We start from the raw sequence: 25,341 nt of genomic DNA, 5'->3' as shown, positions 1-25,341 counted from the left end.
TAAAAAAATTTCCAACAATAACTTCTGAAGATCTGTTAAAGATTTATGGAGGAAACCTCTGGAAGGATTTTGATGATCTTATACTTAGGATAAACAGAAACTCCCGATTTTTTAACTAGTCAAACCTTTTATTATAGACAAAAAACATTATACACAATTGACTATTTTTCAACTCGTGAGAACTAGTTGGAATCTCTAAAGTGAAGCTGGACAGAACCACTTCTAACTATCAAAAAACGAGCATTTCCGTAGTTGGAAATACTCGTTTTCTTATATCATACTTGATCATTTAAATAACAAAAAATAATTAGAAAGCCATAACAAGTGGTCACTCATTTAAAGTTCTATTTCCAAGATTTGTGTAAAGACATAATTTTTACTTGTGGTTTTCAAACATACATTTGGATAAGACTTTAAAATTCTCCGAACATTGGCCAATCCTATACCCCGACCTTCTCCTTTTGAAGAATTGTCACGCTTGAATATATCTCTCAATTCTATCTCTCTTTCTAAAGTAGAATTTTTAACAATCATGACTAATTTATTCCATTCTGTATCTTCAAGGAAACAGACGGCTATTCCTCCTTCTGCTGCGGACTCTATAGCATTATCTAACAAGATAGAAGTAATTGTTAAGAAGTCTATTTGTTCCATATTTTTTATAGAGAACTGTTCACCAATCTCCAGGGAAACTGGAACAGATAAGTTTTGGGCCTCCGATAACTTAGATAATAGTAAACTCTTTAGCGCCAAATCATTGATATTTTTTAGATATGCTACATCAAAACGCTTGCCTTTTAATTTTTTACCAGAATTTTTCAAAACACTATCATAAACTTGAGAAACCAGATTAATATCTTTTTGATCTATACCTATTTTTAAGCTCGATAAAATATTAGCATAATCATGTCTAAAGCTTCTAATTTCTTGATACAGCCCCTCAACTTGTTGACTATAATTACTAAGATTTTGCAATTGAATTTCTTTTTGTAGAACGACTTTCTCCTGTAGTTCTTGAAGTAATCTTCTATCCAAGAGATTAACAAAACAAATAAACAATAAAAAGTAAACTGCTGTCCATAATTCTTTATAATCCAACATTCTATCCCAACTTAATTTATCACTGTAGTTTATATAAGATGGTAAGATAAAATAGGCTAGCATTAAAATATCCGCAGTAATTAAAATAAATTTTGTCTTTCTATCCAAGTTCTTTATTTTTAAATGACTAAAATTATATCGAAAGAGACTAATAAGAAAAAACACAATAATTTCAGCTAATAAAGAGAAAATCATTATTCCTAGATTAGTTTCATATAGTCTATACAATATTGGAATCTTAGAAATTATAAAGTAACCTAAAAAATTTTTGATGACATCCCAAAATCCAAGTGGAAATAATGAGTAAAAAAGTAATAAAGAAACCTTACTTCTTAATTCACCAATGGACAAAGTATATAGGATAAAAAAAATGGGATAAACCAATAATGATCCAAGAAAATAAAGTCCAGTTGATTTAAATAAAACAATAAGTAGTAATGATAAAAGATGGAACAGAATAATGGACATTACTACTTTTTTTAGATTTAATCTCTCACCTACAACCTTAGTATGGATACATAACAATAGAAAAACACCTATAATATTTAGAAAAAATATCATCTAAATCTCCTTAGTCATGAAGTCTTTCGATAGCTTTCATAAGTGGACGAATTTTTAATCTAGAGACAATACAAGAGGACCCGTTCTGAAAATGAACTAATCGATTTTCTTTATCAATTAAAGATATATTATAAGGATTTACGATAAATGATCTATGACATTGAAATAAACGTGGTTCCTGTTTAAGAATATCTGACAATTGTCCATAAAATTCAACTATGTCTCGTTTGGAATAGAGAGTCAACTTATGAGCAATTGTTGATGTTTCAATATACAATAAATCTTTAAAAGGGACTTGAATTTGAGCTTTGGATCCTGTAAATATAAAAGAGTCCTCAGATACTGTTATTCCTTGATTATCGCTAACACTTAAAATAACATTTTCAATTCGTTTGATAAATAATGGTTCAGGTAATTCTTTATCAATGAAATCAATAGCTGATACTAAATATTCAAAAGATACAGGCATAAACTCAGAATGTGATGTTACAAAAGCAATCACTGCTTGAGAATCAAGTTTTCTGATTTCTCTAGCAACGTCTAATCCTCTTTTGTCATCATCTTTTATTTCAATATCAAGTAAAAATAATTGATGATTTCCTCTCTCTGAAATGTCCTCTAAAAGCTGTTGAGGTTTTCCATAAACCTCAAAATGCCTATACTCAATCTTATTATCAACCAAAATTTTTTTGACAATATTTTCAATTCTAGTCTGTTGTAAAAAATTATCTTCTAGTATAAAAATATTCACTACTTCACTCCTATATATTTTTCCACTGATTTTTTAATATTGTAAAGTGTCTTCTAGAACAAGCGATGTCTGATACTCTATCATCCAAAAACATAATTGTTCTTGTCTCATGATTAAATCCTGCTATTTTATCTTTATTTACAAGAAACTTTCTATGGCATCTAATAAGTTCTTCTGTACTTTCCTCTTCGATTTTAGCTAGTGAGGTTGAAGCTTCAAAATTCCCTTCGGCTGTTACAAAAAGAACAGCATGAGCTTTTGTTGGGTGAGTTGTAACATAATAAATTTTAGAGAGTGGTACCTTTACGATAGCTCTATCTTGATATAAAATGTAGTCTTTCATATTTAGCCTCCTTCTATTAGTTTAATCTTATCAGAATGATGGAAATTAAATTATAAAAATCTCAAATGGTTTCTATACTGTCTCAAATGGTAAAAATTTTCTTAATTTAGACATTTCATGATAAAATAGATACTTTTTAGTATCTCAATAATATTAATCTTTCTTCATTTGATAAACTAATTTCTAATGAAAGGAAAGCTATGAAGGCAATTCAAATTTTACACTACTCTTTATTTGGCTATATTTTATCTCTGTATTTAAAATATTATTTCTTAAAGAAAACATTCAAAAATACAAAAATTTTACAAGGACATAAGATTAACTACAAATATAAATCTTCTACTTATTTTATCATAAAATCAGGGTCTCTAACATCTAAAAAAATGAAACTCTATTTAAAATCTATCCAATTTAGTTCAAAAAAATCAGAAGTTATCATCATAGGAAGTCAGATTGATTATGATGAGCTTTATAGAAACCACTTTAGTGTGTTTGGTGTTATAGACATAACTAATAACAAATCATTAAAATATATTAAAGAAAAAATTCATTTTTACTTGGAAGAGATCTATGAATTTAAGAAGGATAGAAGTGATTAAGTCTCTGAAATAAGATCTCAAGTCTTATAACTTTATATTCGTAATCACCTATCCATTACAGAATTTTGATTTCTTACTCCACATGCTCCAGTTTGATAGCAAATTTTAGTGTCATCTTAAAGCAGTCATATTTTGTCAGTCTTCTTTTCTGATTTATTGAAATCGATTAGAACTTTTGAGGCTGGGCAAAATCTCAATTCCTGAAGAAAATGGAGTAAATCTTCCCACAAGAAAACGCATAATTTCAAGTTTTTTTTAACACCTGAGACTATACGTTTTTTGGTTCTAAAAAATTTTGCCCACCTTAAATGGGTATTTCTACCATCTACTACTGGATTCATCATGGAAAATTGGGGCTAACGAAACAGGATCTGCTTTATCCTATAAAAGGAAAAGCAAACAAGAAACAAGCTAGTCAGAACTTTAAATCCGCTGGTAAATCTATCGAATAGCGTCCTGAAGCTATCAATCTGCGATTGGAGAATGAACATTATGAGATTGATACCGTTCTACTTACAAGAGAGAAAAACTACTGTTTGCTTGTCTTAACGGATCGAAAGAGCAGGCATCAAATCATCCCATTGATTCGAAATAAAAGCGCTGAGGCGGTCAATCAGACTCTAAAACTCATCTTAAAACAACATCAAATTCGTTCCATCACGGTAGATAATGGAACGAATTCAACCGCTTGTATAATGTATTTTCTAAGGAATATATCTACTTCATTGAAAATTTGATTAATTACTATCCTAAAAATGTTTGAACTAGAAGTCACCTAGAGAAGACTTGTTGCTGGCTTACTTAAACTTGAAATTTGACCTCTTATGAGTGATTACATTACTACAATTCCTAGTCAAAATTAATCTACTTCCATATTTTTTTCAAAGCTATCTAATATTTTAAACAGAATATGCAAATTCGTATAACCCTGATTCATCTCTAATCTACGTATCTGCTGCCAAGAATCCATATAATTCTCCCCCAAAGCTTTTCTCTCAAAAATAGCAATCATCTGGTAAGGATCATTATCTATATCATCCAATAAATTATCTACTGCTACTGTTTTGGATTCGCTAGGTAAAATCTTATCAAACAACACATGTTCAAGATTGATAGAATTAAAATGAACGGAATATGCAATGGACTTTTTCTTCACTGTCAATGAACTTTCAGACAATTCCTTAATAACAGATACTAATTTTCTGGCTTTCTTCTGCCGAATTCTTTGAACGCTATCTCTTTTAGCTGCATTTTCAAAGATAATTTTTTTATTTACCAAATCATATTTAAAAGCATTGACACTAGCATCAATGCTATAGTCGTTAGAATTTATAAATACACCATCAGTATCTGTTACAAAAGCAACATGAACAATCTGTGAGGCAGATAATTTGCTCTTTCTTAGATAACTAAGTAATTGATCTTTTAAAATCGTAGTTCCATTTTTCCTTTCATTTTCACGCGAAGTAAAAATATCTCCATTTTGGATATCTATCGTAATATCAGATAAATTTAATTTCTGTTTAAATTCATCTACAATTGAATCCAGGCAGTCCGCATCCGTACTTCCTTCAACAAAAATCAAGAAAACCTTTTCTTCTTTTTTACTCACCGATATACTTACCTGCCTTTCTAAGAGCACGTCGCATTTTAGATTGACTCTGCCCTTTATAAAGCTCTTCATCTGCTCCTCCAATTTGAATAGAACGTAAATATAGGTCTCGAAGGTTGTTCGTCATCTTTACTCCCTTTAGAGTGATATATCGATTTTCTCTATTTGTCGTTGAAAAACGAATTTTGCGGGTTGGTAACATTTCTAAAATTCTAAGATTATGTGAAGTGAAAACCAATTGTCCACTGGCATCATTGGAGAAGATTTCCATCAATTCACCTAATAAATATTCAAATATCCCTGAATCGATTTCATCAATAAAGGCAATAAGTCCTGGTTTATTGAAGACTTCAATAAGAAAACCAATCATACTGATAATTTTTCTAATTCCTTCAGATTCATGAATTAAGGAAAAAGTTTTTCCGTTGCGTTGTGCAAGGAAATTTACATTATAGTATTGATTTTCTTGTGAATCAATCGTCGAATCTCCCACGGTCATCTTCAAGGTTAAATCAGGAATAATAACAGGAATAATTTCATTCATGTAGCGAATGGTGTCTTCATACACAGTAAGAAGTTCTTGCGGTATAGGAGTACCTCCTTTATTTAAGATTGCAGGTAGTCCACCTTGGAAAGCATGATTCTCATTTTTATAGTTAATATTGATAGGCATAGCTCCCATACCTGTCAAATTCGCATACCGCTGGGTATAAATTCGAATATGACTACAAAATTCTTCTAGAATCTGGTAGGCTTTCTTTTCTATCTCTTTACCTTCTTGCTTTTCTAATCGGTTTTTAAATTCCTGGGAAAAAAGAACAGAAGATTTAGCTCTTAGTGCAGCCTCTGCTAAAACTTCTATAGCATCCTTACTTATAAACTTGGAACGTGACTTCAAGCTTCCTTCTAGTTCACCCGATTCATCTCGTTCTAAAATTGTAAACTCAAATAAACGTTTGAACTGTGTCCGTGGTCTAAATTCTTTATAAGATATTATTTCATGTGCAAGATATACATTCTGTTCCACTGTAGATTCGTCTGAAATAAACTCAGCCTCATACCTCAGTAGAAGATTATTTTCAGACTCAATTTCTATACAAATCTTTGGCAGACGCTCTTCACTCGTATTGAAAATCCCAAAACTATCTTCAGGAATAGATTTTCCTGCCATAATAGTTTTTAAAATATCCATAGCGTCCACTACTGTTGTTTTACCTGATCCATTTTGGCCATAAATACCCAAAAGATTAATGTATCCATTACTATCATAAAACTTTATATTGCCATGATCTACATTTTTTATTTGTTCAATTGTCAGTTCTCTCAATTTAATTGCCATTTTCTATAACTCCTAGATATTTCAACATTATTATATCACTTTTTTATAAAGAAAAAAAGAAAAATGGTATAAAAAATTCCTTTTTTGTCTTGTTTTTTAAAAAACAAGACAAAAAAGGTTTAGCTATCTATAATAAATAAAATTCAACATATACATGGGAATGACTGTCAGCAAATGTGCCAAGCCTATCAACCAGATAAGATGAAAAGACAGACCTATCACCTCCCGCCATATAATCCGAATCATACTGGTAGCGTGATACAAGGGCGAAAACCAGGTCAGCTCACGGAGGCAAGTAGAAAAGAACTTAGCCCTATGCAGGATAGAACTAAATCCTTTGTCTAAATTATTTGTTTAACTTTTTGGGTCAGTACATTTTTGGTTCTAAAAAATTTTCGCCCACCTCAAACAACTAACAAAAGTTATAAGTAGACTATATTTTAAAACTCAAGATCTAACAACCATTTCAATTAGTTAAATCTTTCAATCTTTCTCCTCCAGATTTAAGCATCTCTTTCTCCACTTGATTCCATTCTCCAAATAGTAAATCATGAAGAACGGTTGCTGCTGAAGTTTTATCTTCTCCTGAATCATATATACAACTTCTATCTCGTTGGTAAATTTGAATTCTTTCAAAGATAGCTAGTTCTTCCAATTGTCGTGTATTATCAACTAGATGATTTACAATGAAATCATGATGTTCTTTTGGAGTTGCGCGTGCTTGATTTGGATTGATAGCGTACAGTTCTTCGTATCGGATAAGGGTGCTCAGATAGGACAATTCGGGCTTTGTCGCAATCAAGGCTAATTGTACTTCATATCCCTGATTTTTCAAGAGTTGTGCTGTTTTCTTTGGAACATCAACTGTTCGTAAAGTTCCCTCTATCAAAAGATTGTATCCCAAACTACTCAATTTTGTTACTAAAGACTCTACCATTTTTCCTGCAAAATCTTTGGTGTATTCTACACTGTCTTTACCATATTCTTGCTGCAGTTCTAAATAGCGTGGATGCTGAGAACGAAAACTATCGCCATCTATGATAACAATATTTCCTTGAAATTCTTTCTGTTTAATCCGATGAATTGTAGTTTTACCGGCACCACTTTGCCCTCCAAGCAAAATCGCTATAGGCTGCTTACTGGACTTTTGTCCTCTTGTCAGTGAGCGAAGGTTCCGCGCTAGAGCATGTTTGAATTCACTGTCAGTATAATCTTGGATTTCCACTAGGCTACCATCCGTTTTTCAGATATCTCTAACATACGTTCAATTCCATCCAAATAGCCGCTATATCTCTCTATTTCATCAAAAGTTTCTACTAAATAGATATTCGTATGAATCAAGTCAGATAGATCATCACTCATTAAAATCCAAGGATTAGATTCATCATCAATGCTAATTCCCTGACTATCTTGATAACGATAGAGTCGAGATAAAAGATTAGCACCTCTTTCTTTCACAATTTCAATTTTTAAAGTCAATTCATAGTCTTCAACAGGATTGAGCATTTTATCTTCTCCTACAATATCGACATAAGATACATTAAACTTCTGACAAATGATGTCTATTAATTCGGTAGAGACTGAACTCGTTCCATTTTCATAACGACTCAAGCTATTTCGAGAAATTCCTATAATTCGTGCAAATTCGGGTTGTGTTAAGTCATGTGTTTTACGTAAGGATTTTATGTTCTTTCCAATCATGGCAAACTCCTTTATTTTTATAATTCAATTATAGCATAAAAAAGTATAACGCACCAATTTTGGTGCGTTATACTTTTTTTCTAGCCTAAACTTTACTTCTAAAAAAGCCACCTAAAGAGCCATAAATATTTATACTTGTATTATTAGGCCATTAGTAAAGCGTATCCAACATCTCAATAAAGTGTTGTTTTTACTGATATTTTAACTATATTGTATAGTCTACTATTTAAATCTCAATTGGGATATTTTATAGAATACCCAAAATTCAACAATAACTAAAAGTAAGATTCCATTGTATTTCCTTGTTGATCTTTCATATCACGAATTTTATTTTTCAGAAGATCAAAGTTACAAATTTCATCTCTAATATCGTTATCCGCTCTGTAGCCATTAATCATCTCAGTTAGAGTTTTCCCTTGACTACCATTCTTTATAGTGGTATTCACTCTTTTTATCTTGATATCAAAAGGCTCATATGTTTTATACTTAATTACTTCGTCTTTAAAATCAAATAAAGGTGTATCCGGTTTAGCATCCTATAAGATAATCAACCACATTATCGCATTATAAAGCTGTTTTGCAGTTTTATTCCACTCTTCAGGTTGTAAATTTCCACTCCCTCTATTGTAATGTTCTTGTCTATTATTTACATGAGAATTACCTACAAGCGGATTAAAAAGAGGTAGCCCTTTGTGATTAATTAGTTCTAAAAAATCCCTTGCCGCACCCATGCCACACTGAATAACTTCCTTCTTGCCATCAATTTTACTCTCAGCGATAAATACATAATATTCATCTTCAATAGTTGCTCCTGCATCACTATGTTTTTGTTGATTTGCTAACAGCTTAATATGTGCTTTAGGCTGAACTTCAAAATCTCTAACAATTCTTTGTCTTGTTTCATGTCCTCTACAATTCATTTAAGTTCTCCTTTACAAGTTTAGTAACTAGCCTTATTATACTATACAAGTTGAGTAAAAAATCATAACCTTCATCAACTAGTTTTTGAAAATCACAAATCCTTTTGGAGAGATGACAAGCTGATTCTCTAATTCTTGGCAATTGCTTGCTAGTGCTACTGTTTCCTTCTCTAAAAGATAATCTTCTTTGGACTGGTTAAAGATAGCTTTAAGAATTTGTCCATCGCATTTCCATTCCAATGCTACTACATCTTGTTTAATTTCTTGGAGACTATACTTGCCATGCTGAATGATTGCTGACGCGGGTTTCCGAATCTCAATCAGCTTCTTCATAAAGTTCAGCATATCATTATCACTTGAGACGCGTTCCCAAGGCATACAACGACGGCAATCTGGATCTGGACCTCCAGTTAAGGATAACTCTGTTCCGTAATAGATACACGGTGTTCCTTTTTGTAGAAAGAGAAAGGCTAAGGCTGATTTGACCAGTTGAACATCCTCATTGGCCGTCCACAAGATTCGCTCTGTATCATGCGAATCCAAGAGATTAAACATAACTTCTGAAATCTGCTGCTTGTAATACATAGATTGGTCATTGATTTCATCGATGAACTGGTCTGTCTTCTTAACTCCTCGTAAGAAATAGTCCTTGATGCTATCAGATAAAGGATAATTCATGACCGCGTGGAACTCATCTCCATTTAGCCAAGGCTGAGACGTATGCCAGACTTCTCCTAAAATATAAAGATCAGGCTTTTTAGCTAGAACTGTCTTGCGAAAATCCCTCCAAAACTGATGGTCAATCTCATTAGCCACATCCAAACGCCAAGCATCGATATCAAACTCTTCAATCCAATAAGTCGCAACCTTTAAAAGATAATCCTTGACCTCTGGATTAGCTGTATTTAATAATAGGGGTAACTATTGCCGGCGAGGCTAGTTACCCTTAAGTTATTGGTATGACTGGTTTTAAGCGCAAAAAAAGTTGCTTTTTCGTACCTATTAATGTATCGTTTTAAATGACTAGTAAAAAACATACATAGAAAGGGGAAAAAGCAACTTTTTTTATTGTCATAGTTTGTGAAAACTAAGTTGTTTTTATGTGTTATAACATGGAAAAGTATACTGAGAAAAAACAAAGAAATCAAGTATTTCAGAAATTTATTAAACGTCATATTGGAGAGAATCAAATGGATTTAGTTGAAGATTGCAATACATTTCTGTCTTTTGTAGCTGATAAAACTTTAGAAAAACAGAAATTATATAAAGCTAATTCTTGTAAAAATCGATTTTGTCCTGTCTGTGCTTGGAGAAAAGCTAGAAAAGATGCATTGGGTTTATCTTTGATGATGCAATATATTAAGCAGCAAGAGAAAAAGGAGTTTATCTTTTTAACTTTGACTACACCTAATGTAATGAGTGATGAATTAGAAAATGAAATAAAACGTTATAATAATTCTTTTAGAAAACTTATAAAGAGAAAAAAAGTAGGTAGTGTTATAAAGGGATATGTTCGTAAGTTAGAGATTACATATAATAAAAAAAGAGATGATTATAATCGTCATTTTCATGTGTTAATTGCAGTAAATAAATCGTATTTCACAGATAAAAGATATTATATTAGCCAACAAGAATGGTTAGATTTATGGCGTGATGTAACGGGCATTTCAGAAATAACACAAGTTCAAGTTCAAAAAATAAGACAAAATAATAATAAAGAATTATATGAAATGGCTAAGTATTCTGGTAAAGATAGTGATTATTTAATAAATCAAAAAGTCTTTGATGCATTTTATAAATCACTTAAAGGTAAACAGGTATTAGTTTATTCAGGATTATTTAAAGAGGCTAAAAAGAAATTAAAAAATGGGGATTTAGATTACTTAAAAGAAATTGATCCAACCGAATATATCTATCAAATTTTTTATATTTGGAAACAAAAAGAGTATTTAGCTAGTGAACTTTATGACTTAACAGAACAAGAAAAAAGAGAAATTAATCACAAAATGATAGACGAAATCGAGGAAGAACAATAACAAAATATAAGTGCTAACAGCTGACCTCCCGATAACACCATGTAGTTATTGGGAGGTCAGCTGTTGAATTATGCACGAGTATTTTAAAAGTTATTGTGATGACGACGATAAACGATTATCAAAAGTATAATGTTAAAATGCTTTATTATACTAACGTTATATAAACATTATACTTTCGTTATACAAATTTTAACCCTGTTAGGAACTATAAAAAATCATGAAAATTTTAATTTGCATGTAACTGGGCAGTGTCTTAAAAAATCGACACTGAATTTGCTCAAATTTTTGTTTGTAGAATTAGAATATATTTATTTGGCTCATATTTGCTTTTTAAAAGCTTCTGTAGGTTTTTAGGCATAAAACTATATGATTTACCCCTAAATCTTTAAAATGCCCCTTAAAATTCAAAATAAAGGCATTTAAAATTTAAATATTTCTTGTGATAAAGTTTGTTAAAAAGGAGTGGTTTTATGACTGTTATGTGGTTATCGATTATAGGTATGTGGTTTTGTATTGGAATGGCATTTTTTGCTATCAAGGTTATTAAAAATAAAAATTAGACCACGCATTTATGCCGAGAAAATTTATTGTGCGTTGAGAAGAACCCTTAACTAAACTTGCAGACGAATGTCGGCATAGCGTGAGCTATTAAGCCGACCATTCGACAAGTTTTGGGATTGTTAAGGGTTCCGAGGCTCAACGTCAATAAAGCAATTGGAATAAAGAAGCGAAAAAGGAGAAGTCGGTTCAGAAAAAGAAGGATATGGATCTGGAGCTGTAATATAAAAACCTTCTTCAACTAACGGGGCAGGTTAGTGACATTAGAAAACCGACTGTAAAAAGTACAGTCGGCATTATCTCATATTATAAAAGCCAGTCATTAGGCCTATCTGACAATTCCTGAATAGAGTTCATAAACAATCCTGCATGATAACCATCACAAACAGAATGATGTACCTGTAAAGATAGCGGTAAATATATTGAATTACCTTTATTAATGAATTTTCCTGCTGTAATAATGGGTAGAAGGTAATTACTATTATTATTGATATTTAAGTTAAACCCAGTAAATGAAGTCCATGGAATAATAGAAAGAGAAAAAGCATTTTCAGGTATAGGTGTTTTGGGAAACAATTTCCCCGAACCATTATATTTCTCTACATCAGAAAGGTATAAATCATAAAACTCTTTGAAGTCATTCTTTACAGGAGTCCAAATACCAGAGAATGTTTTAGATACACCATCAAAAATTGTATAAAGTGGCTCTAACTTATCCCAATAACCTAACTCTCCGTCGCTATTGTAACCAGTTCTAAAAGCTGTATTTGAGTTTATCACCCTTGTCACTAAGAAAATAAATGCAGGGTAAAATTTATATCCTTCTTGTTTTATGTTTCGGTATAAAACACTAATATCAATTTCTGTGGTTATACTAAAAGTCGTTTGTTGGTTCAAATAATGATTAAATATCTCTTTTCTCTTCCAATTGTCTAAATCAATTTTATTAAAGTTCATTTGATATGCCTCCTAAATTTTTATCTAAAGTGAATTTAGGAGGCTTACTTGTCTGCTTTCTTCATTAGAATCAATCCTTTTTTAAAAGTCAATATTACTGTAACATAAATATATATATTTTAAAAATATCCCACTTTATCCAATTTTCGTTTGTTGAACTAATGGGTGCTTTAAATGATTACAGGTATAATTTTGCCCTTATGTTTTCTAATAATTTGAATTTTTTTACTAATTTGTATGTTTTCTTCTTGATTTATCTCTGTAAGCGCTTCATCGATATGTGATATTAGGCGAGTTCCCTCTCCTTTACCAATATAGAAAGGTAGTTGCTTACCTTCTTCATAGAGTCCGTAAACATAGTATTTATCTTTTTCATTTTTGGTAGCACCAGTAATATCATTTAATTTTTGATAATTCATTTTTTTACTCCTATTTAAATATATTATAAAAGTTCTGCTCCATACTATTAAAAATTAATTAAAATAATCCTCTTATTCTACCTTCATTCTGATTCTGAACTATTTATATGTTAAACTATATTTTCTTTAAAATCAAGTAAAATCCTAGAGAATAATCTAAATAAATTTGGGGACAATATATAGGTTTACTAATAACTACACAATACAGTATTTACGATAGCATTAAAAAGAGACTGTTTTATTTATGCACTAGCTTTTTCAATGAATCTTCTAATACTTTTTCAACCTCTTTTTTAGCAGAATATCGTTTGACTTTTAATAAATTCTCAGGTTTTAAAGAAGGATTACTAGGATTACTCGTTTCATAACAATTTTTATACTCTTTTAATTGAGGAATTGCATCGTACCACTTATTGTAAGATCGTGTGATGATAATGATTACAGGATCATTGTCATCCAAAACACGTTCTCTAATTAAATTGAATAAAAACTTTTGTGTTGGGAAATAACCTTCTTTGCTTATAAAATCATTTAATTTATCATCGTACTTAGTAGAGTAATATGGAAAATATTCAGCTAAAGCAACGTGTTTTGAAAACCAAGGAAGCTTTTCTTTTAAATCCTGTAAATTGTCTACATCATCAAACCATACTTTAAACTTTTTAGCCCAGTAACCAAATTCATTCGTATCTAGGTCAAAAGCATGAAAATAGAGGTTTCCTTTTAGCTGTAGATTATTTAAAAGAGTCTTTTGGTAGTTTTTATCGTGGTCATAAAGTGTTTTAAATTCAGGGGTGTAGCCAGGATTTTTAGATAAAACAATGATATCAGCATTTTGAATATCCCCCACAAATTGTTGCGGACAAAAACCTAATTGTAAACGGTAGATATCATCTTTTAGATTTTTGTAGTGTTTTGTAGAGGTGTATTTTTTGATTAGTTCAACATCTTCGGTAGCAAGAATAGCTTGCTCTCCATTTATATCGACGTTAGATAATTGATTCCAGGGATTTTTAGTTGTAGTCATTTTATTTTTCCTTTCTTTTTGTAGAATTACTATATTTTACGATGTTTTAATATTAAATACAAAAATAGATTTTATTAATATATTCTCGATTATAAAAGAATCTGAGTGAGGAAACGATTTTGAATATCAATAGATATAATATTATTTATATCACCTTTCACACCGCCGTAAATGATGTTCGGAATACGTCGGCTCTACTAAACTGTAACGAATTCTCATTGCCAAGTCTACAAATTATTTTCAATACTATAGGCCAGATAGAATTAACTAAAAAGTATAAGACTAGTACAAAAAGTCCGATAAATTGGAAATATTTTGAGAACAACGATTAATTTAAAAAAGAATGACGGTGAGATTTATTACTTTTATTTATACTCACTTTGTTAGTTTAATTAAAAGCCATTTTTTTACCATAATCTAAGAGATAGCAATTTTTAATAGGCTTTATTTTAAAACTCAAGATCTAACAACCATTTCAATTAGTTAAATCTTTCAATCTTTCTTCTCCAGATTTAAGCATATCCTTCTCTACTTGACTCCACTCCCCAAACAGTAACTCTTGAAGAACATCTGCCGCTGAAGTTGTATTTTCTTTTGCATCATATACACAACCTCTATCTCGTTGGTAAATTTGAATTCTTTCAAAGATAGCTAGTTCTTCCAATTGTCGTGTATTATCAACTAGATGATTTACAATGAAATCATGATGTTCTTTTGGAGTTGCGCGTGCTTGATTTGGATTGATAGCGTACAGTTCTTCGTATCGGATAAGGGTGCTCAGATAGGACAATTCGGGCTTTGTCGCAATCAAGGCTAATTGTACTTCATATCCCTGATTTTTCAAGAGTTGTGCTGTTTTCTTTGGAACATCAACTGTTCGTAAAGTTCCCTCTATCAAAAGATTGTATCCCAAACTACTCAATTTTGTTACTAAAGACTCTACCATTTTTCCTGCAAAATCTTTGGTGTATTCTACACTGTCTTTACCATATTCTTGCTGCAGTTCTAAATAGCGTGGATGCTGAGAACGAAAACTATCGCCATCTATGATAACAATATTTCCTTGAAATTCTTTCTGTTTAATCCGATGAATTGTAGTTTTACCGGCACCACTTTGCCCTCCGAGCAAAATCGCTATAGGCTGCTTACTGGACTTTTTTCCTCTTGTCAGTGAGCGAAGGTTCCGCGCTAGAGCATGTTTGAATTCACTGTCAGTATAATCTTGGATTTCCACTAGGCTACCATCCGTTTTTCAGATATCTCTAACATACGTTCAATTCCATCCAAATAGCCGCTATATCTCTCTATTTCATCAAAAGTTTCTACTAAATAGATATTCGTATGAATCAAGTCAGATAGATCATCACTCATTAAAATCCAAGGATTAGATTCATCATCAATGCTAATTCCCTGACTATCTTGATAACGATAGAGTCGAGATAAAAGATTAGCACCTCTTTCTTTCACAATTTCAATTTTTAAAGTCAATTCATAGTCTTCAACAGGATTGAGCATTTTATCTTCTCCTACAATATCGACATAAGATACATTAAACTTCTGACAAATGATGTCTATTAATTCGGTAGAGACTGAACTCGTTCCATTTTCATAACGACTCAAGCTATTTCGAGAAATTCCTATAATTCGTGCAAATTCGGGTTGTGTTAAGTCATGTGTTTTACGTAAGGATTTTATGTTCTTTCCAATCATGGCAAACTCCTTTATTTTTATAATTCAATTATAGCATAAAAAAGTATAACGCACCAAAATTGGTGCGTTATTGACTGTTTTTCCTAAACCTCTCTAAATTCTTCTCCAATTGTTCCTTATGAAGTTGATTCTTAGCTTCCTTTAATGTGTCGTCCAAAGTTTCTTCTCTGTAAGTTGATTCTGTTTTTAGTTGTTCTGATCCTTGATCTGGAGTGAAAATGATATCTAGCAGTCGGTCTATTTTTTCAAGATCTTGGGAAGACATATCAGATAGTCTATGAATCAGCTTTTTAAATATATCACTATTGTCGTGATTTTTCTTAAAAAATGTTGTAAACATCTATAACCTCTCAAAAAAAGCAGCCTATCAGGACTGCTTAGTGTAATTCGGAAATCGCATCATAAATGGACTGCAATTTCTTATTGTCTTTATTCTTTGTGTCAATCAACGTATGTAGCTCTTCAATTTTCTTTTGACTACTTTGAATATCGCTATTGTTATCTGCAATCAGTCTTTTAAGATGTTGCTGATAACTTGTAGTGATATCTGTCTCTTTTCCTGTTCTAACCTCTGTAACTTTGGGTTTAGAACTAGGATTTGATTCCGTCACAGGGGCTTGTTTTCTCTTTTGAAAAGCTGCTTCATAATTTACATCATTACCTCCTTGATGATTTCCAAATAAGGCCGCAATTTTATCTGGATCTTCTTGATTTTCTGATTTACTTTCTAATGGTTGATTAAAATTCCAATCTTTTGTCATTCACTCATTTCATCCTTTCTAAATTCAGAATCATCGAATTGTCTTTCTTTACCAAAGGCATGGTCAAGAGCTTCTTCAAAACTCATGTGACTAATGCTTTGACGCCTTTTGAACGTCGCAAACATCGCTGTCTCTAGTTGCTCTTTGTAAGCAGCTAGTTTTTCTGTTTCTCTTGCTACCTTACTCTCTTGCCTAGTGACCTTTTCTTCTAAGCGTTCGATTATGGTCATATACGATCCTCCTTCATACTAATATTAGCTAAAACATCTTGATTTTGTTATCACAATTCTAAACATTGAGAAGTTTGTCTTACTGGTGGATTTCCAAATGTCTCTTTTACAGTCTCAAGCATAAATTGTAAATCTGATTTCTTTTCTCGAAGAATATCGTTCCAGTCTCGTTTTTCTTTCCCAGATTCATTATCAGGTAAATCCAGTAAAACAGGCAATCCTGATTGAGATAACTTATCAGAAAAATCTTTACCTGCATCATCACAATCTACTGCCAGTGTCAATAAATCAGGATGATTATCAAAATAGCTGGTGGTATCACGAATTGTATTGATTAAAGGCAATAACTTTGAAGGTATTACTGTATCTAAGAATTCCAATTTCTGATTTTCTTCAGCTATCAGTCGTAAAGTTTGATAAGCGACAACAGACCTTTTTAATCCCTCCATAGATACCAAACGAACATCTGATAGACTTTGTTGATGTAGCTCGTAATAGCTCATCAAGTCGATGAACGATTCACAAAAGACCAGTCTATTGGGGTGACCAATATCAAAGGATATTCCAACATGTCCATGGCTTCCTTTTAGAATCGTTTTCAACCTCTCTCTTGGAAGAGAATGATTCTTATAAATCCCTTGTAAGCTTGCTGCCTGCAGTTTGTGACGATGATCAAAACTTTTTAAAACAATAACAGGTTCAACAGTTTCATTTGTTTTCCAACTGGCTTGTGCTATCAAACCTTGTTGAATCATCTTTTGTACGATTTCTTCTGAAATTCCTCTACATTCTGTTAAGTAATATCTGGCCAGACTACAGTTAGAATCTTCTATTCTATTTAAAGGATAATAAAATGGTCTCTCTCTTTTTTCTTGAACAGCTTCTTTTTGAAAAGGTTCTTCAGAAAGAAATGCTAGAGCTTTTTTAAAGGAAATTCCCTTAACAAGTCGAACAAAATCAATGACATCACCTTGAATATCTCTTGAAAACCATTTAAAAGTATTTGTATTCGAAAAAATCCGGAATGAATCGTGTTCAGGATGTTCATAGACACTGCTAGAAACTTGTTTAAAGGAGATACCTAAACGACTTGCTACATCAAGAATTGAAATTTGCTTACATTCTTCTATTTCCATGTAATATCATCATTTTGTCGTAGTATTTGGCAATGATGGAACAGATGAGGATTCTTCCAAAGTTTTGGGAGTGGCCTTATCCAAATCATCTAATCCAGATTTCCAAACCTGTACTTGGTTGACCAATAACTTACCAGGTAGTTTAGAATAGGATAACTTAACTGTTCTTGTTTCTGTCTGATTAGTCTTTGATTGGTTGGCATTCTTTAAATCAGATACATAGGTTACATTATAAGAGACCATGGCAATAGCTTGATTCGTAGTCTGATTGACAAAGATATCAGCTTTTTCAAAATGATAATCCAAAATATAATCCTTATACACTTGGTTCATGGCATCATTTTGACTTGACAATTCTTGAGAATAAGCCGATTCAGTCATATAAGGTTGAATACGTGTATTATTTTCACCGAGCTTTTCTTTCGTATAGTACTGAGTCAAAAATTCTTTTACAGTATCCGATGACAAAATGCTGGCTTTATCTTCTGCTTGTTTGTCCTCTACAAGTTTAGCTGCAGCCAATTCGATTTCTTTGCGACTTTGTTTAGCAGTAGAATGTTGACCAGCAGTATATCCCATCATGAGAATAAAGCTAGTTGCAGCCACTGCTCCAACACTAATTAAGGCTTTAGTTTTGACTTTATTTAACATCTTAGACCTTCTTTCTATAAAAACTAGGTCAAGAATAACAAAAAGAACTTGTAAGTTTTATCACATCACAACAAAAGGTAATTCCTACATTTCAGGCGCAAAATCGTACAGTTCAGAGAAAAAAATAAAACTAGCTGTCTTTGAAGTATAATAGACTTATTGGAAAAAAATAAAATGCATACTGTACTATGCTATACTATAGTTAAGAAAACTATTTACAAAAGATCATGCAACTAACTTCTGAGAACTTTAAATTATTTATTAGTGTAAAAAAGGACACCTTCCCAACGAAGATATCCTGTCTAAATAAAGCTTATAAAACCAAACACTATAAAGGAGGACGTCCAAAAACGCTAAGTCTATAAAAACAGTTGATGCTAAACTTGCGTTATTTATTCTATTGACCAACTCTACGTCTCCTAGCTTTTGATTTTGGTCTTGGATTAGCGACAGTCACCGAACGATAATATTGGTAGAAGATACTCTTCGTTCTTCAGGTCTATTTGCCTTAGACAACTTAAAAGCAGCAAGTGTCACTATAGCTATTGATGTCATAGAAAGTCCTATTTCAACGTCCTAAAAGAAACCAAAGTAAAATTATTCAGGAAAAAAGAGACACACCATGAAGACACAAATCATACTCGATTTAACACCACTTCATGCCTGCTAATTAGTTTTTTAAGAAGGTCATACACATGATTTTACTCTTTTTAAGAAAGGATAGGTCAAGTTTGCCAGAGCAATCACTTGATTTTCTGTATTTGGATTATTTATGCATTATGAATATTCATAATATAACCTTCATTCCTGTTAAAAATTCTAAAAAGCATCTATTGACTGAAGAGGATAAGAAGTTTAATAGAGATACTTGTAATACGTATTAAAATTGAGCATTTTAATGCTAAGTATAAAACTTTTCAATTTATGGAATCATCAACTATGAGTTAAAATAATTTTCGAACAAAGGCTGTCCAAAAAACTTGATATAATGCGTTTTATTATGGGAATATTCATTTCATTTACTCCTGAAATTGAGTTTTTACCCAGACTCATTAATGTTATTGATATAATCCAATAATAATGATAATATCAAATAGTAATAAAAAAATTTGATAGTATTTTTTCATAATCTGTCACGCTTTCTAATGATTTTTTATGGTAAATGGAGATAAATATGATTATAGGTGAAACTTATAGAAAAATACGAGAAGGAAAAGGTATTTCTATTTCTTCATTAGCAGGTGCAGAAATTTCAAAGTCTCAAATATCTAGATTTGAATTAGGAGAGACAGAAATCTCATTTTTTAAATTATTATATCTACTTGAAAAAATAGGTGTAACACTAGAGGAGTTTTTGCTTTCATGTAATAATTATCAGCCTTCAGACTTCAATACCTTGATACGCTTAGTTCAACAGGCTGCATACAATCAAGAAATCAAATCATTACTTAATATGGTAAGTAAAGAGATGGAACTGTTTAGAGAAACCAAATCTCATTATCATAAGTTAAACGCTATTTTCATTGAAAGTATTATCTATGGAATTGATAATACTCATCAATTGAGTAATCAAGACACCTCTTATCTTACTAATTATTTATTTTCTGTTGAAAACTGGGGATATTACGAAATTCTTATTCTTGGAAATTGTTGTCGAGCAATATTACCAAATTTATTATTTAGATATGCCAAAGAGGCGCTTAAAAAAGGAAAGTTGTATAGTTCTATACCTAGAAATAAACAAGCTCTCGTTCAATTACTTCTTAATTCACTTCTTATTATGATTGAAAACAGCTTATATGAGGAAGCTTTATTTTTAGAACAAGCTACTAAGAATATATTATCTAATTCCACAGATTTTTTTGAACAAACTATTCTTTTGTATTTAGAAGGATTTTTTGAACTTAAATTTCATCATAATCAAAAATCAATTTTAAAAATAGAAGATGCTTTAAAAATTTTTGAATTATTCAATAAAACATTATACAAAAATTATAAAGATTACTACAAAAAAAATATTATCATTTTATTACAATGTGGTAATTCCTATTTTGAATAATTGCTTTTTTTGAAAAACTTTTTAATTCATCTAAAGAAATCAATTCCAGCTCTTCAGCAATACTATCCCAACTTGGAATATCAAATAATTTTTCTCTACAAATTGTTTTTAAATATTCATTTTTATTAACTTCACAATTTATGTACAATTCATTGATTACTCTTTTTTTAGCCTTATAAAATAATAGTTCATCAGATAAATCGGATTCATTAACAAGATTGTTCTCCAGTGTTTTAATCAATTTTTTCTTATAGATTGTAGGTGTTATAGTTACTATTTTTAGTAAAGTCATATTACTATAAAATATTGGGTATGATACAATACTATATATCCATTGCTTTTGTGTCCTTAACTTATGGCCTAATAATGAATCTTTAATACCAGTTAACATCGAGTTTAAGATACTTAACATTGCCATTTCATGAGATGATGCTACCATACCAGATATATCTAGATACATAGAAATTTCAGAAAGTTCTTGTTGTTTATCTAATTCCGTTAAACCAGTTGAAAAAGCCGGAGAGTTAATTTCTACAGATGATCCACTTAAAGGTAACATATTTTCAATACTTATGATTTCACTTTGTAGAAAACTTGGACCAGCAATAGCAATCTGGAATTCTCCTGCTTGAATATTTTTTATATAAAAATAGCATAAAAATCTAGTTATCCGCATAAAAACTGGACTTATCACACTTTATCAAGGTCAAAACCACTCAATTTACTACTAATTTACTACTTATGAATGAGCTTTGATACGACGATTTATCCTTGAAAAGTGAAGATATAAAGATACTTCCAATAAAATTTGAATATTTAATAGGTAGACACTTCAAAAAATGAGGTGTCTATTTTTTTACCCGATTTTGAAAGGAAGTGAACTTATGAAAACAAAAAATCAAGAATCAAAAGGTCGTTCCCCACTCTTTAAGACCATCAAACATTCATTCAGCCAATAAAAAAGAAAGGATAGGTAAAAATATGGAACTTAAATTTGTGATTCCCAACATGGAAAAAACATTCGGCAATTTAGAATTTGCTGGCGAGGATAAAGTCGTTCAGCGAAGAATCAACGGACGGCTAACTGTCTTATCAAGAAGCTATAATCTCTATTCTGATGTTCAAAGAGCAGATGATATTGTGGTGGTGCTTCCTGCTGAAGCTGGCGAAAAACATTTCGGCTTTGAGGAACGTGTGAAGTTAGTCAATCCACGTATTACCGCAGAGGGCTACAAAATCGGCACTCGTGGTTTTACAAATTACCTTTTACATGCTGACGACATGATAAAAGAATAAAGAAAGAGAGGAAAAATGATGAGATTAGCAAATGGCATTGTATTAGATAAAGACACGACTTTTGGAGAATTGAAATTCTCTGCTCTACGTCGTGAAGTGAGAATCCAAAATGAAGACGGGTCGGTTTCAGATGAAATCAAGGAACGTACCTATGACTTAAAATCCAAAGGACAAGGACGCATGATTCAAGTAAGTATTCCTGCCAGCGTGCCTTTGAAAGAGTTTGATTATAACGCACGGGTGGAACTTATCAATCCCATTGCGGACACCGTTGCTACTGCCACCTATCAAGGAGCAGATGTTGACTGGTATATCAAGGCAGACGATATTGTGCTGACAAAGGATTCTAGTTCATTCAAAGCTCAACCACAAGCAAAGAAAGAACCGACACAAGACAAATAGTCGCTAGGTAGAAAGGAGACTTTTTCGCATGAGACAGCGTGGTAAAAGGATTCGCCCATCTGGTAAAGATTTAGTCTTTCATTTTACGATAGCGTCACTCCTGCCTGTTTTCCTGCTGGTTGTCGGACTGTTTCATGTGAAGACAATCCAGCAGATCAACTGGCAGGATTTTAACCTATCACAAGCAGATAAGATTGACATTCCCTATTTAATTATCAGTTTCAGTGTCGCAATTCTTATCTGCTTGCTGGTAGCGTTTGTATTCAAACGGGTTCGCTATGATACGGTTAAACAACTTTACCACCGTCAAAAACTGGCAAAGATGATACTTGAAAACAAGTGGTATGAATCTGAACAGGTCAAAACAGAGGGTTTCTTTAAAGATAGTGCTGGTCGTACAAAAAAGATAACCTACTTCCCTAAAATGTATTATCGACTTAAAAATGGCTTGATACAGATACGGGTGGAAATCACGCTGGGAAAATATCAAGACCAACTCTTACACTTGGAAAAGAAATTAGAGAGTGGCTTGTACTGTGAGCTGACGGATAAAGAGTTAAAGGATTCCTATGTGGAATATACTTTGCTCTATGACACCATAGCCAGTCGTATTTCTATTGATGAAGTAGAAGCTAAAGATGGTAAACTTCGCTTAATGAAAAACGTATGGTGGGAATATGATAAGCTCCCTCATATGTTGATTGCTGGTGGTACAGGTGGCGGTAAAACTTACTTTATACTGACACTGATTGAAGCCTTGCTTCATACAGATTCAAAACTGTATATTCTTGACCCGAAAAATGCTGACCTTGCGGACTTAGGTTCTGTGATGGCAAATGTCTACTATAGAAAAGAAGACTTGCTTTCTTGCATTGAAACATTCTATGAAGAAATGATGAAACGTAGTGAGGAAATGAAGCAGATGAAGAACTATAAGACTGGCAAAAATTATGCTTACTTAGGTCTCCCGGCACACTTCTTAATCTTTGATGAATACGTCGCTTTCATGGAAATGCTGGGAACAAAAGAAAACACCGCAGTTATGAATAAGCTGAAACAGATTGTCATGTTAGGTCGTCAAGCTGGCTTCTTTCTAATACTGGCTTGTCAACGTCCAGACGCAAAATATTTAGGCGACGGAATCCGTGATCAGTTTAATTTCAGAGTGGCTTTAGGTCGTATGTCTGAAATGGGCTATGGCATGATGTTTGGCAGTGACGTACAAAAGGATTTCTTCTTAAAGCGAATCAAAGGTCGTGGCTATGTTGATGTAGGAACAAGTGTCATATCAGAGTTTTATACTCCCCTTGTACCAAAAGGATATGATTTCTTGGAGGAAATTAAAAAGTTATCCAACAGCAGACAGTCCACGCAGGCGACGTGCGAAGCGGAAGTCGCAGGTGTGGACTGATCTTGCTGGCTGGTGTGGCAATAGCCACGCCAGCACTTAACCCCCCGTATCTAACAGGGGGGTACAAATCGACAGGAAACAGTCAAAAAAACATTAGAAAATCCTTTGGTTACAAGGGATTTACAAAATTTCAGCGTATGTCAAATGGGCTTTAAAAGTTGACATACGCTTTTTTGATTGGAGGGATTTTTACTGAATGAACAAACTTGGTTACAGCATTTAAAAGAAAAACGCTTGGCTTATGGACTATCTCAAAACCGTTTAGCTGTTGCGACTGGTATTACAAGGCAGTATCTAAGCGATATTGAAACAGGAAAAGTCAAGCCATCAGAGGATTTACAGCAGTCCCTTTGGGAAGCTCTGGAACGCTTCAATCCCGACGCTCCCCTTGAAATGCTGTTTGATTATGTAAGGATTCGCTTTCCGACAACAGACGTACAGCAGGTGGTCGAAAACATCTTACAACTGAAACTGTCCTATTTTCTTCATGAGGACTATGGTTTCTATTCTTATTCAGAGCATTATGCTTTAGGCGACATATTCGTCCTTTGCTCCCATGAACTGGACAAAGGAGTTCTGGTGGAATTGAAAGGTCGTGGGTGCAGACAATTTGAAAGCTATCTTCTGGCACAACAAAGAAGCTGGTATGAGTTCTTTATGGACGTTTTGGTGGCTGGCGGTGTGATGAAACGCCTTGACCTTGCCATTAACGATAAGACAGGGATTTTGAATATCCCTGTACTCACTGAAAAGTGCCAACAGGAAGAATGTATCTCCGTCTTCCGCAGTTTTAAAAGCTATCGCAGTGGCGAACTGGTACGCAAAGAGGAAAAGGAATGTATGGGAAACACCCTCTATATCGGTTCATTACAAAGTGAAGTTTATTTCTGTATCTATGAAAAGGACTACGAGCAGTACAAGAAAAATGATATTCCCATTGAAGACGCAGAAGTAAAAAACCGTTTTGAGATTCGATTGAAAAATGAGCGTGCCTATTATGCAGTCCGTGATTTACTCGTCTATGACAATCCAGAGCATACCGCCTTTAAAATTATCAATCGGTATATCCGTTTTGTAGATAAAGACGATTCCAAACCTCGTTCTGATTGGAAACTGAATGAAGAATGGGCTTGGTTTATTGGGAACAATCGTGAACGATTAAAACTAACCACAAAACCAGAGCCTTACTCCTTCCAAAGGACGCTGAACTGGCTATCTCATCAAGTTGCCCCGACCTTAAAGGTTGCGATTAAACTTGATGAAATCAACCAGACGCAGGTTGTAAAAGACATTCTCGACCATGCGAAACTGACAGACCGACACAAGCAGATTTTGAAGCAACAGTCAGTAAAAGAACAGGACGTGATAACAACAAAAAAATAACTCAAATACAAATTCATTGAATATAGAGAGGAGAACATTTTTATGAATTTTGGACAAAACCTTTATAACTGGTTTCTATCAAACGCTCAATCACTGGTGCTTTTAGCAATCGTTGTGATTGGCTTGTATCTTGGCTTCAAGCGTGAGTTTAGCAAACTGATTGGCTTTTTAATTATTGCGATTATTGCGGTTGGCTTAGTCTTCAACGCTGCTGGAGTAAAAGACATTTTACTAGAGCTATTCAATCGCATTATTGGTGCTTAAATAAAACCGTTCTTTTGTGGAATATAAGTGGTTTTCTTATGTTCCGCAAAGGAATGGTACACCAAACGAAGTGCGGTAGGGATTTTTGAATCTCTACAAAGAAAGGACGTGAAT

Annotated in this window: 26 protein-coding genes and 4 pseudogenes; 9 read left to right on the top strand and 21 right to left on the bottom strand. The window is 32.6% G+C overall.

The features are described 5' to 3' along the window. Positions 1–336: 336 nt before the first annotated feature. Genes AXK38_05500 through AXK38_05490 form a run of 3 tightly spaced genes read right to left on the bottom strand, consistent with a single transcriptional unit; the run spans position 337 to position 2,756 of the window. Positions 337–1,662 carry an ATPase gene (locus AXK38_05500; protein ID AMH88728.1) on the bottom strand — a complete coding sequence of 442 codons (1,326 nt, stop codon included), beginning with the start codon at positions 1,660–1,662 and terminating at the stop codon, positions 337–339. A 10-nt stretch (positions 1,663–1,672) separates the two neighbouring features. Beyond that, positions 1,673–2,413 (bottom strand): two-component system response regulator, encoded by a 741-nt coding sequence (locus tag AXK38_05495; protein ID AMH88727.1) that lies wholly within the window; start codon positions 2,411–2,413, stop codon positions 1,673–1,675. A gap of 10 nt (positions 2,414–2,423) precedes the next feature. Next, positions 2,424–2,756, bottom strand: a complete 333-nt coding sequence (locus tag AXK38_05490; GenBank protein ID AMH88726.1) for a LyTR family transcriptional regulator — start codon at positions 2,754–2,756, stop codon at positions 2,424–2,426. Positions 2,757–2,956: 200 nt separating this feature from the next. On the opposite strand from AXK38_05490, the gene AXK38_05485 reads away from it, so the two are divergent. Continuing rightward, positions 2,957–3,355, top strand: a complete 399-nt coding sequence (locus AXK38_05485) for a hypothetical protein (protein AMH88725.1) — start codon at positions 2,957–2,959, stop codon at positions 3,353–3,355. Positions 3,356–4,214: 859 nt separating this feature from the next. Here the strand turns inward: AXK38_05485 and AXK38_05480 are convergent. From AXK38_05480 to AXK38_05450, 7 genes and pseudogenes are all read right to left on the bottom strand, one after another. Further along, positions 4,215–4,967 carry a hypothetical protein gene (locus tag AXK38_05480; GenBank protein AMH88724.1) on the bottom strand — a complete coding sequence of 251 codons (753 nt, stop codon included), beginning with the start codon at positions 4,965–4,967 and terminating at the stop codon, positions 4,215–4,217. Then, positions 4,960–6,306, bottom strand: a complete 1,347-nt coding sequence (locus AXK38_05475; protein AMH88723.1) for a hypothetical protein — start codon at positions 6,304–6,306, stop codon at positions 4,960–4,962. The genes AXK38_05480 and AXK38_05475 overlap by 8 nt, the downstream gene beginning before the upstream one ends. A 466-nt stretch (positions 6,307–6,772) precedes the next feature. Continuing rightward, a complete protein-coding gene (locus tag AXK38_05470; GenBank protein AMH88722.1) occupies positions 6,773–7,531 on the bottom strand; it encodes a toxin PezT in 759 nt (252 codons plus the stop codon). Beyond that, positions 7,531–8,007 (bottom strand): antitoxin, encoded by a 477-nt coding sequence (locus AXK38_05465; protein AMH88721.1) that lies wholly within the window; start codon positions 8,005–8,007, stop codon positions 7,531–7,533. Before AXK38_05465 ends, AXK38_05470 begins: the two co-directional genes overlap by 1 nt. 440 nt (positions 8,008–8,447) lie before the next feature. Then, a pseudogene (locus AXK38_05460) lies at positions 8,448–8,738 on the bottom strand (hypothetical protein). A gap of 27 nt (positions 8,739–8,765) precedes the next feature. Next, positions 8,766–8,927, bottom strand: a pseudogene (locus AXK38_05455) (hypothetical protein). A 78-nt stretch (positions 8,928–9,005) separates the two neighbouring features. Next, a pseudogene (locus AXK38_05450) lies at positions 9,006–9,836 on the bottom strand (alpha-glycosidase). 203 nt (positions 9,837–10,039) lie between these two features. Between AXK38_05450 and AXK38_05445 the strand changes: the two are divergent. Continuing rightward, complete coding sequence (locus AXK38_05445) at positions 10,040–10,963, top strand: replication protein (protein AMH88720.1); 924 nt, start codon at positions 10,040–10,042, stop codon at positions 10,961–10,963. Positions 10,964–11,827: 864 nt separating this feature from the next. Here the strand turns inward: AXK38_05445 and AXK38_05440 are convergent. From AXK38_05440 to AXK38_05395, 10 genes are all read right to left on the bottom strand, one after another. Next, a complete protein-coding gene (locus tag AXK38_05440; GenBank protein AMH88719.1) occupies positions 11,828–12,478 on the bottom strand; it encodes a chloramphenicol acetyltransferase in 651 nt (216 codons plus the stop codon). Positions 12,479–12,648: 170 nt separating this feature from the next. Then, on the bottom strand, positions 12,649–12,897 hold the full coding sequence (locus tag AXK38_05435) for a hypothetical protein (GenBank protein AMH88718.1): 249 nt from the start codon (positions 12,895–12,897) through the stop codon (positions 12,649–12,651). A gap of 238 nt (positions 12,898–13,135) precedes the next feature. Continuing rightward, positions 13,136–13,924: a hypothetical protein gene (locus tag AXK38_05430; GenBank protein ID AMH88717.1), complete on the bottom strand. Its 789-nt coding sequence runs from the start codon at positions 13,922–13,924 to the stop codon at positions 13,136–13,138. Positions 13,925–14,399: 475 nt separating this feature from the next. Then, on the bottom strand, positions 14,400–15,158 hold the full coding sequence (locus AXK38_05425; GenBank protein ID AMH88716.1) for a toxin PezT: 759 nt from the start codon (positions 15,156–15,158) through the stop codon (positions 14,400–14,402). Continuing rightward, on the bottom strand, positions 15,158–15,634 hold the full coding sequence (locus AXK38_05420; GenBank protein ID AMH88715.1) for an antitoxin: 477 nt from the start codon (positions 15,632–15,634) through the stop codon (positions 15,158–15,160). Before AXK38_05420 ends, AXK38_05425 begins: the two co-directional genes overlap by 1 nt. A gap of 67 nt (positions 15,635–15,701) precedes the next feature. After that, the gene (locus AXK38_05415) at positions 15,702–15,974 is read right to left on the bottom strand and encodes a hypothetical protein (GenBank protein AMH88714.1); all 273 of its coding nucleotides are present in this window, start codon (positions 15,972–15,974) and stop codon (positions 15,702–15,704) included. A gap of 37 nt (positions 15,975–16,011) precedes the next feature. Beyond that, positions 16,012–16,395, bottom strand: a complete 384-nt coding sequence (locus tag AXK38_05410) for a chemotaxis protein (GenBank protein ID AMH88713.1) — start codon at positions 16,393–16,395, stop codon at positions 16,012–16,014. After that, positions 16,392–16,625 carry a hypothetical protein gene (locus tag AXK38_05405; protein AMH88712.1) on the bottom strand — a complete coding sequence of 78 codons (234 nt, stop codon included), beginning with the start codon at positions 16,623–16,625 and terminating at the stop codon, positions 16,392–16,394. Before AXK38_05405 ends, AXK38_05410 begins: the two co-directional genes overlap by 4 nt. A gap of 50 nt (positions 16,626–16,675) precedes the next feature. Next, complete coding sequence (locus AXK38_05400; protein AMH88711.1) at positions 16,676–17,761, bottom strand: DNA primase; 1,086 nt, start codon at positions 17,759–17,761, stop codon at positions 16,676–16,678. Between the two features lie 9 nt (positions 17,762–17,770). Further along, entirely contained in the window at positions 17,771–18,412 is a 642-nt protein-coding gene (locus AXK38_05395; protein AMH88710.1) for a peptidylprolyl isomerase, read from the bottom strand. 721 nt (positions 18,413–19,133) lie between these two features. Here AXK38_05395 and AXK38_05390 point away from each other — a divergent pair. Together AXK38_05390 and AXK38_05385 are read left to right on the top strand one after the other, a co-directional pair. Beyond that, positions 19,134–19,360 (top strand): annotated as a pseudogene (locus tag AXK38_05390) (hypothetical protein). A 226-nt stretch (positions 19,361–19,586) separates the two neighbouring features. Continuing rightward, positions 19,587–20,471: a MutR family transcriptional regulator gene (locus AXK38_05385; GenBank protein AMH88709.1), complete on the top strand. Its 885-nt coding sequence runs from the start codon at positions 19,587–19,589 to the stop codon at positions 20,469–20,471. On the opposite strand, the gene AXK38_05380 is transcribed toward AXK38_05385, so the two are convergent. Further along, on the bottom strand, positions 20,434–21,147 hold the full coding sequence (locus AXK38_05380) for a hypothetical protein (GenBank protein ID AMH88708.1): 714 nt from the start codon (positions 21,145–21,147) through the stop codon (positions 20,434–20,436). The genes AXK38_05385 and AXK38_05380 overlap by 38 nt on opposite strands. A gap of 305 nt (positions 21,148–21,452) precedes the next feature. Between AXK38_05380 and AXK38_05375 the strand changes: the two genes are divergently transcribed. The 5 genes from AXK38_05375 to AXK38_05355 all read left to right on the top strand — a co-directional run bounded on the left by AXK38_05375 (position 21,453) and on the right by AXK38_05355 (position 25,227). Beyond that, a complete protein-coding gene (locus AXK38_05375; GenBank protein ID AMH88707.1) occupies positions 21,453–21,767 on the top strand; it encodes a conjugal transfer protein in 315 nt (104 codons plus the stop codon). Between the two features lie 15 nt (positions 21,768–21,782). Then, positions 21,783–22,169 carry a conjugal transfer protein gene (locus AXK38_05370; protein ID AMH88706.1) on the top strand — a complete coding sequence of 129 codons (387 nt, stop codon included), beginning with the start codon at positions 21,783–21,785 and terminating at the stop codon, positions 22,167–22,169. A 28-nt stretch (positions 22,170–22,197) separates the two neighbouring features. Further along, a complete protein-coding gene (locus tag AXK38_05365) occupies positions 22,198–23,580 on the top strand; it encodes a cell division protein FtsK (GenBank protein ID AMH88705.1) in 1,383 nt (460 codons plus the stop codon). Positions 23,581–23,757: 177 nt separating this feature from the next. After that, a complete protein-coding gene (locus AXK38_05360; GenBank protein ID AMH88704.1) occupies positions 23,758–24,963 on the top strand; it encodes a Cro/Cl family transcriptional regulator in 1,206 nt (401 codons plus the stop codon). A 42-nt stretch (positions 24,964–25,005) separates the two neighbouring features. Beyond that, on the top strand, positions 25,006–25,227 hold the full coding sequence (locus tag AXK38_05355) for a hypothetical protein (protein AMH88703.1): 222 nt from the start codon (positions 25,006–25,008) through the stop codon (positions 25,225–25,227). The last annotated feature ends 114 nt before the right edge of the window (positions 25,228–25,341 follow it).

It is taken from the genome of Streptococcus mitis (genome assembly GCA_001560895.1).
GTDB lineage: Bacteria > Bacillota > Bacilli > Lactobacillales > Streptococcaceae > Streptococcus > Streptococcus mitis_Q.
This window is presented reverse-complemented; position numbering and strand designations above follow the sequence as displayed.

Bases quoted from the DNA above. Each gene is read 5' to 3' on its own strand.
- AXK38_05500 (AMH88728.1), bottom strand. From the start codon at position 1,662: ATGATATTTTTTCTAAATATTATAGGTGTTTTTCTATTGTTATGTATC.
- AXK38_05490 (AMH88726.1), bottom strand. From the start codon at position 2,756: ATGAAAGACTACATTTTATATCAAGATAGAGCTATCGTAAAGGTACCA.
- AXK38_05485 (AMH88725.1), top strand. From the start codon at position 2,957: ATGAAGGCAATTCAAATTTTACACTACTCTTTATTTGGCTATATTTTA.
- AXK38_05475 (AMH88723.1), bottom strand. From the start codon at position 6,306: ATGGCAATTAAATTGAGAGAACTGACAATTGAACAAATAAAAAATGTA.
- AXK38_05465 (AMH88721.1), bottom strand. From the start codon at position 8,007: ATGATTGGAAAGAACATAAAATCCTTACGTAAAACACATGACTTAACA.
- AXK38_05445 (AMH88720.1), top strand. From the start codon at position 10,040: ATGGAAAAGTATACTGAGAAAAAACAAAGAAATCAAGTATTTCAGAAA.
- AXK38_05440 (AMH88719.1), bottom strand. From the start codon at position 12,478: ATGAACTTTAATAAAATTGATTTAGACAATTGGAAGAGAAAAGAGATA.
- AXK38_05435 (AMH88718.1), bottom strand. From the start codon at position 12,897: ATGAATTATCAAAAATTAAATGATATTACTGGTGCTACCAAAAATGAA.
- AXK38_05430 (AMH88717.1), bottom strand. From the start codon at position 13,924: ATGACTACAACTAAAAATCCCTGGAATCAATTATCTAACGTCGATATA.
- AXK38_05420 (AMH88715.1), bottom strand. From the start codon at position 15,634: ATGATTGGAAAGAACATAAAATCCTTACGTAAAACACATGACTTAACA.
- AXK38_05415 (AMH88714.1), bottom strand. From the start codon at position 15,974: ATGTTTACAACATTTTTTAAGAAAAATCACGACAATAGTGATATATTT.
- AXK38_05410 (AMH88713.1), bottom strand. From the start codon at position 16,395: ATGACAAAAGATTGGAATTTTAATCAACCATTAGAAAGTAAATCAGAA.
- AXK38_05405 (AMH88712.1), bottom strand. From the start codon at position 16,625: ATGACCATAATCGAACGCTTAGAAGAAAAGGTCACTAGGCAAGAGAGT.
- AXK38_05400 (AMH88711.1), bottom strand. From the start codon at position 17,761: ATGGAAATAGAAGAATGTAAGCAAATTTCAATTCTTGATGTAGCAAGT.
- AXK38_05395 (AMH88710.1), bottom strand. From the start codon at position 18,412: ATGTTAAATAAAGTCAAAACTAAAGCCTTAATTAGTGTTGGAGCAGTG.
- AXK38_05385 (AMH88709.1), top strand. From the start codon at position 19,587: ATGATTATAGGTGAAACTTATAGAAAAATACGAGAAGGAAAAGGTATT.
- AXK38_05380 (AMH88708.1), bottom strand. From the start codon at position 21,147: ATGCGGATAACTAGATTTTTATGCTATTTTTATATAAAAAATATTCAA.
- AXK38_05375 (AMH88707.1), top strand. From the start codon at position 21,453: ATGGAACTTAAATTTGTGATTCCCAACATGGAAAAAACATTCGGCAAT.
- AXK38_05370 (AMH88706.1), top strand. From the start codon at position 21,783: ATGATGAGATTAGCAAATGGCATTGTATTAGATAAAGACACGACTTTT.
- AXK38_05365 (AMH88705.1), top strand. From the start codon at position 22,198: ATGAGACAGCGTGGTAAAAGGATTCGCCCATCTGGTAAAGATTTAGTC.
- AXK38_05355 (AMH88703.1), top strand. From the start codon at position 25,006: ATGAATTTTGGACAAAACCTTTATAACTGGTTTCTATCAAACGCTCAA.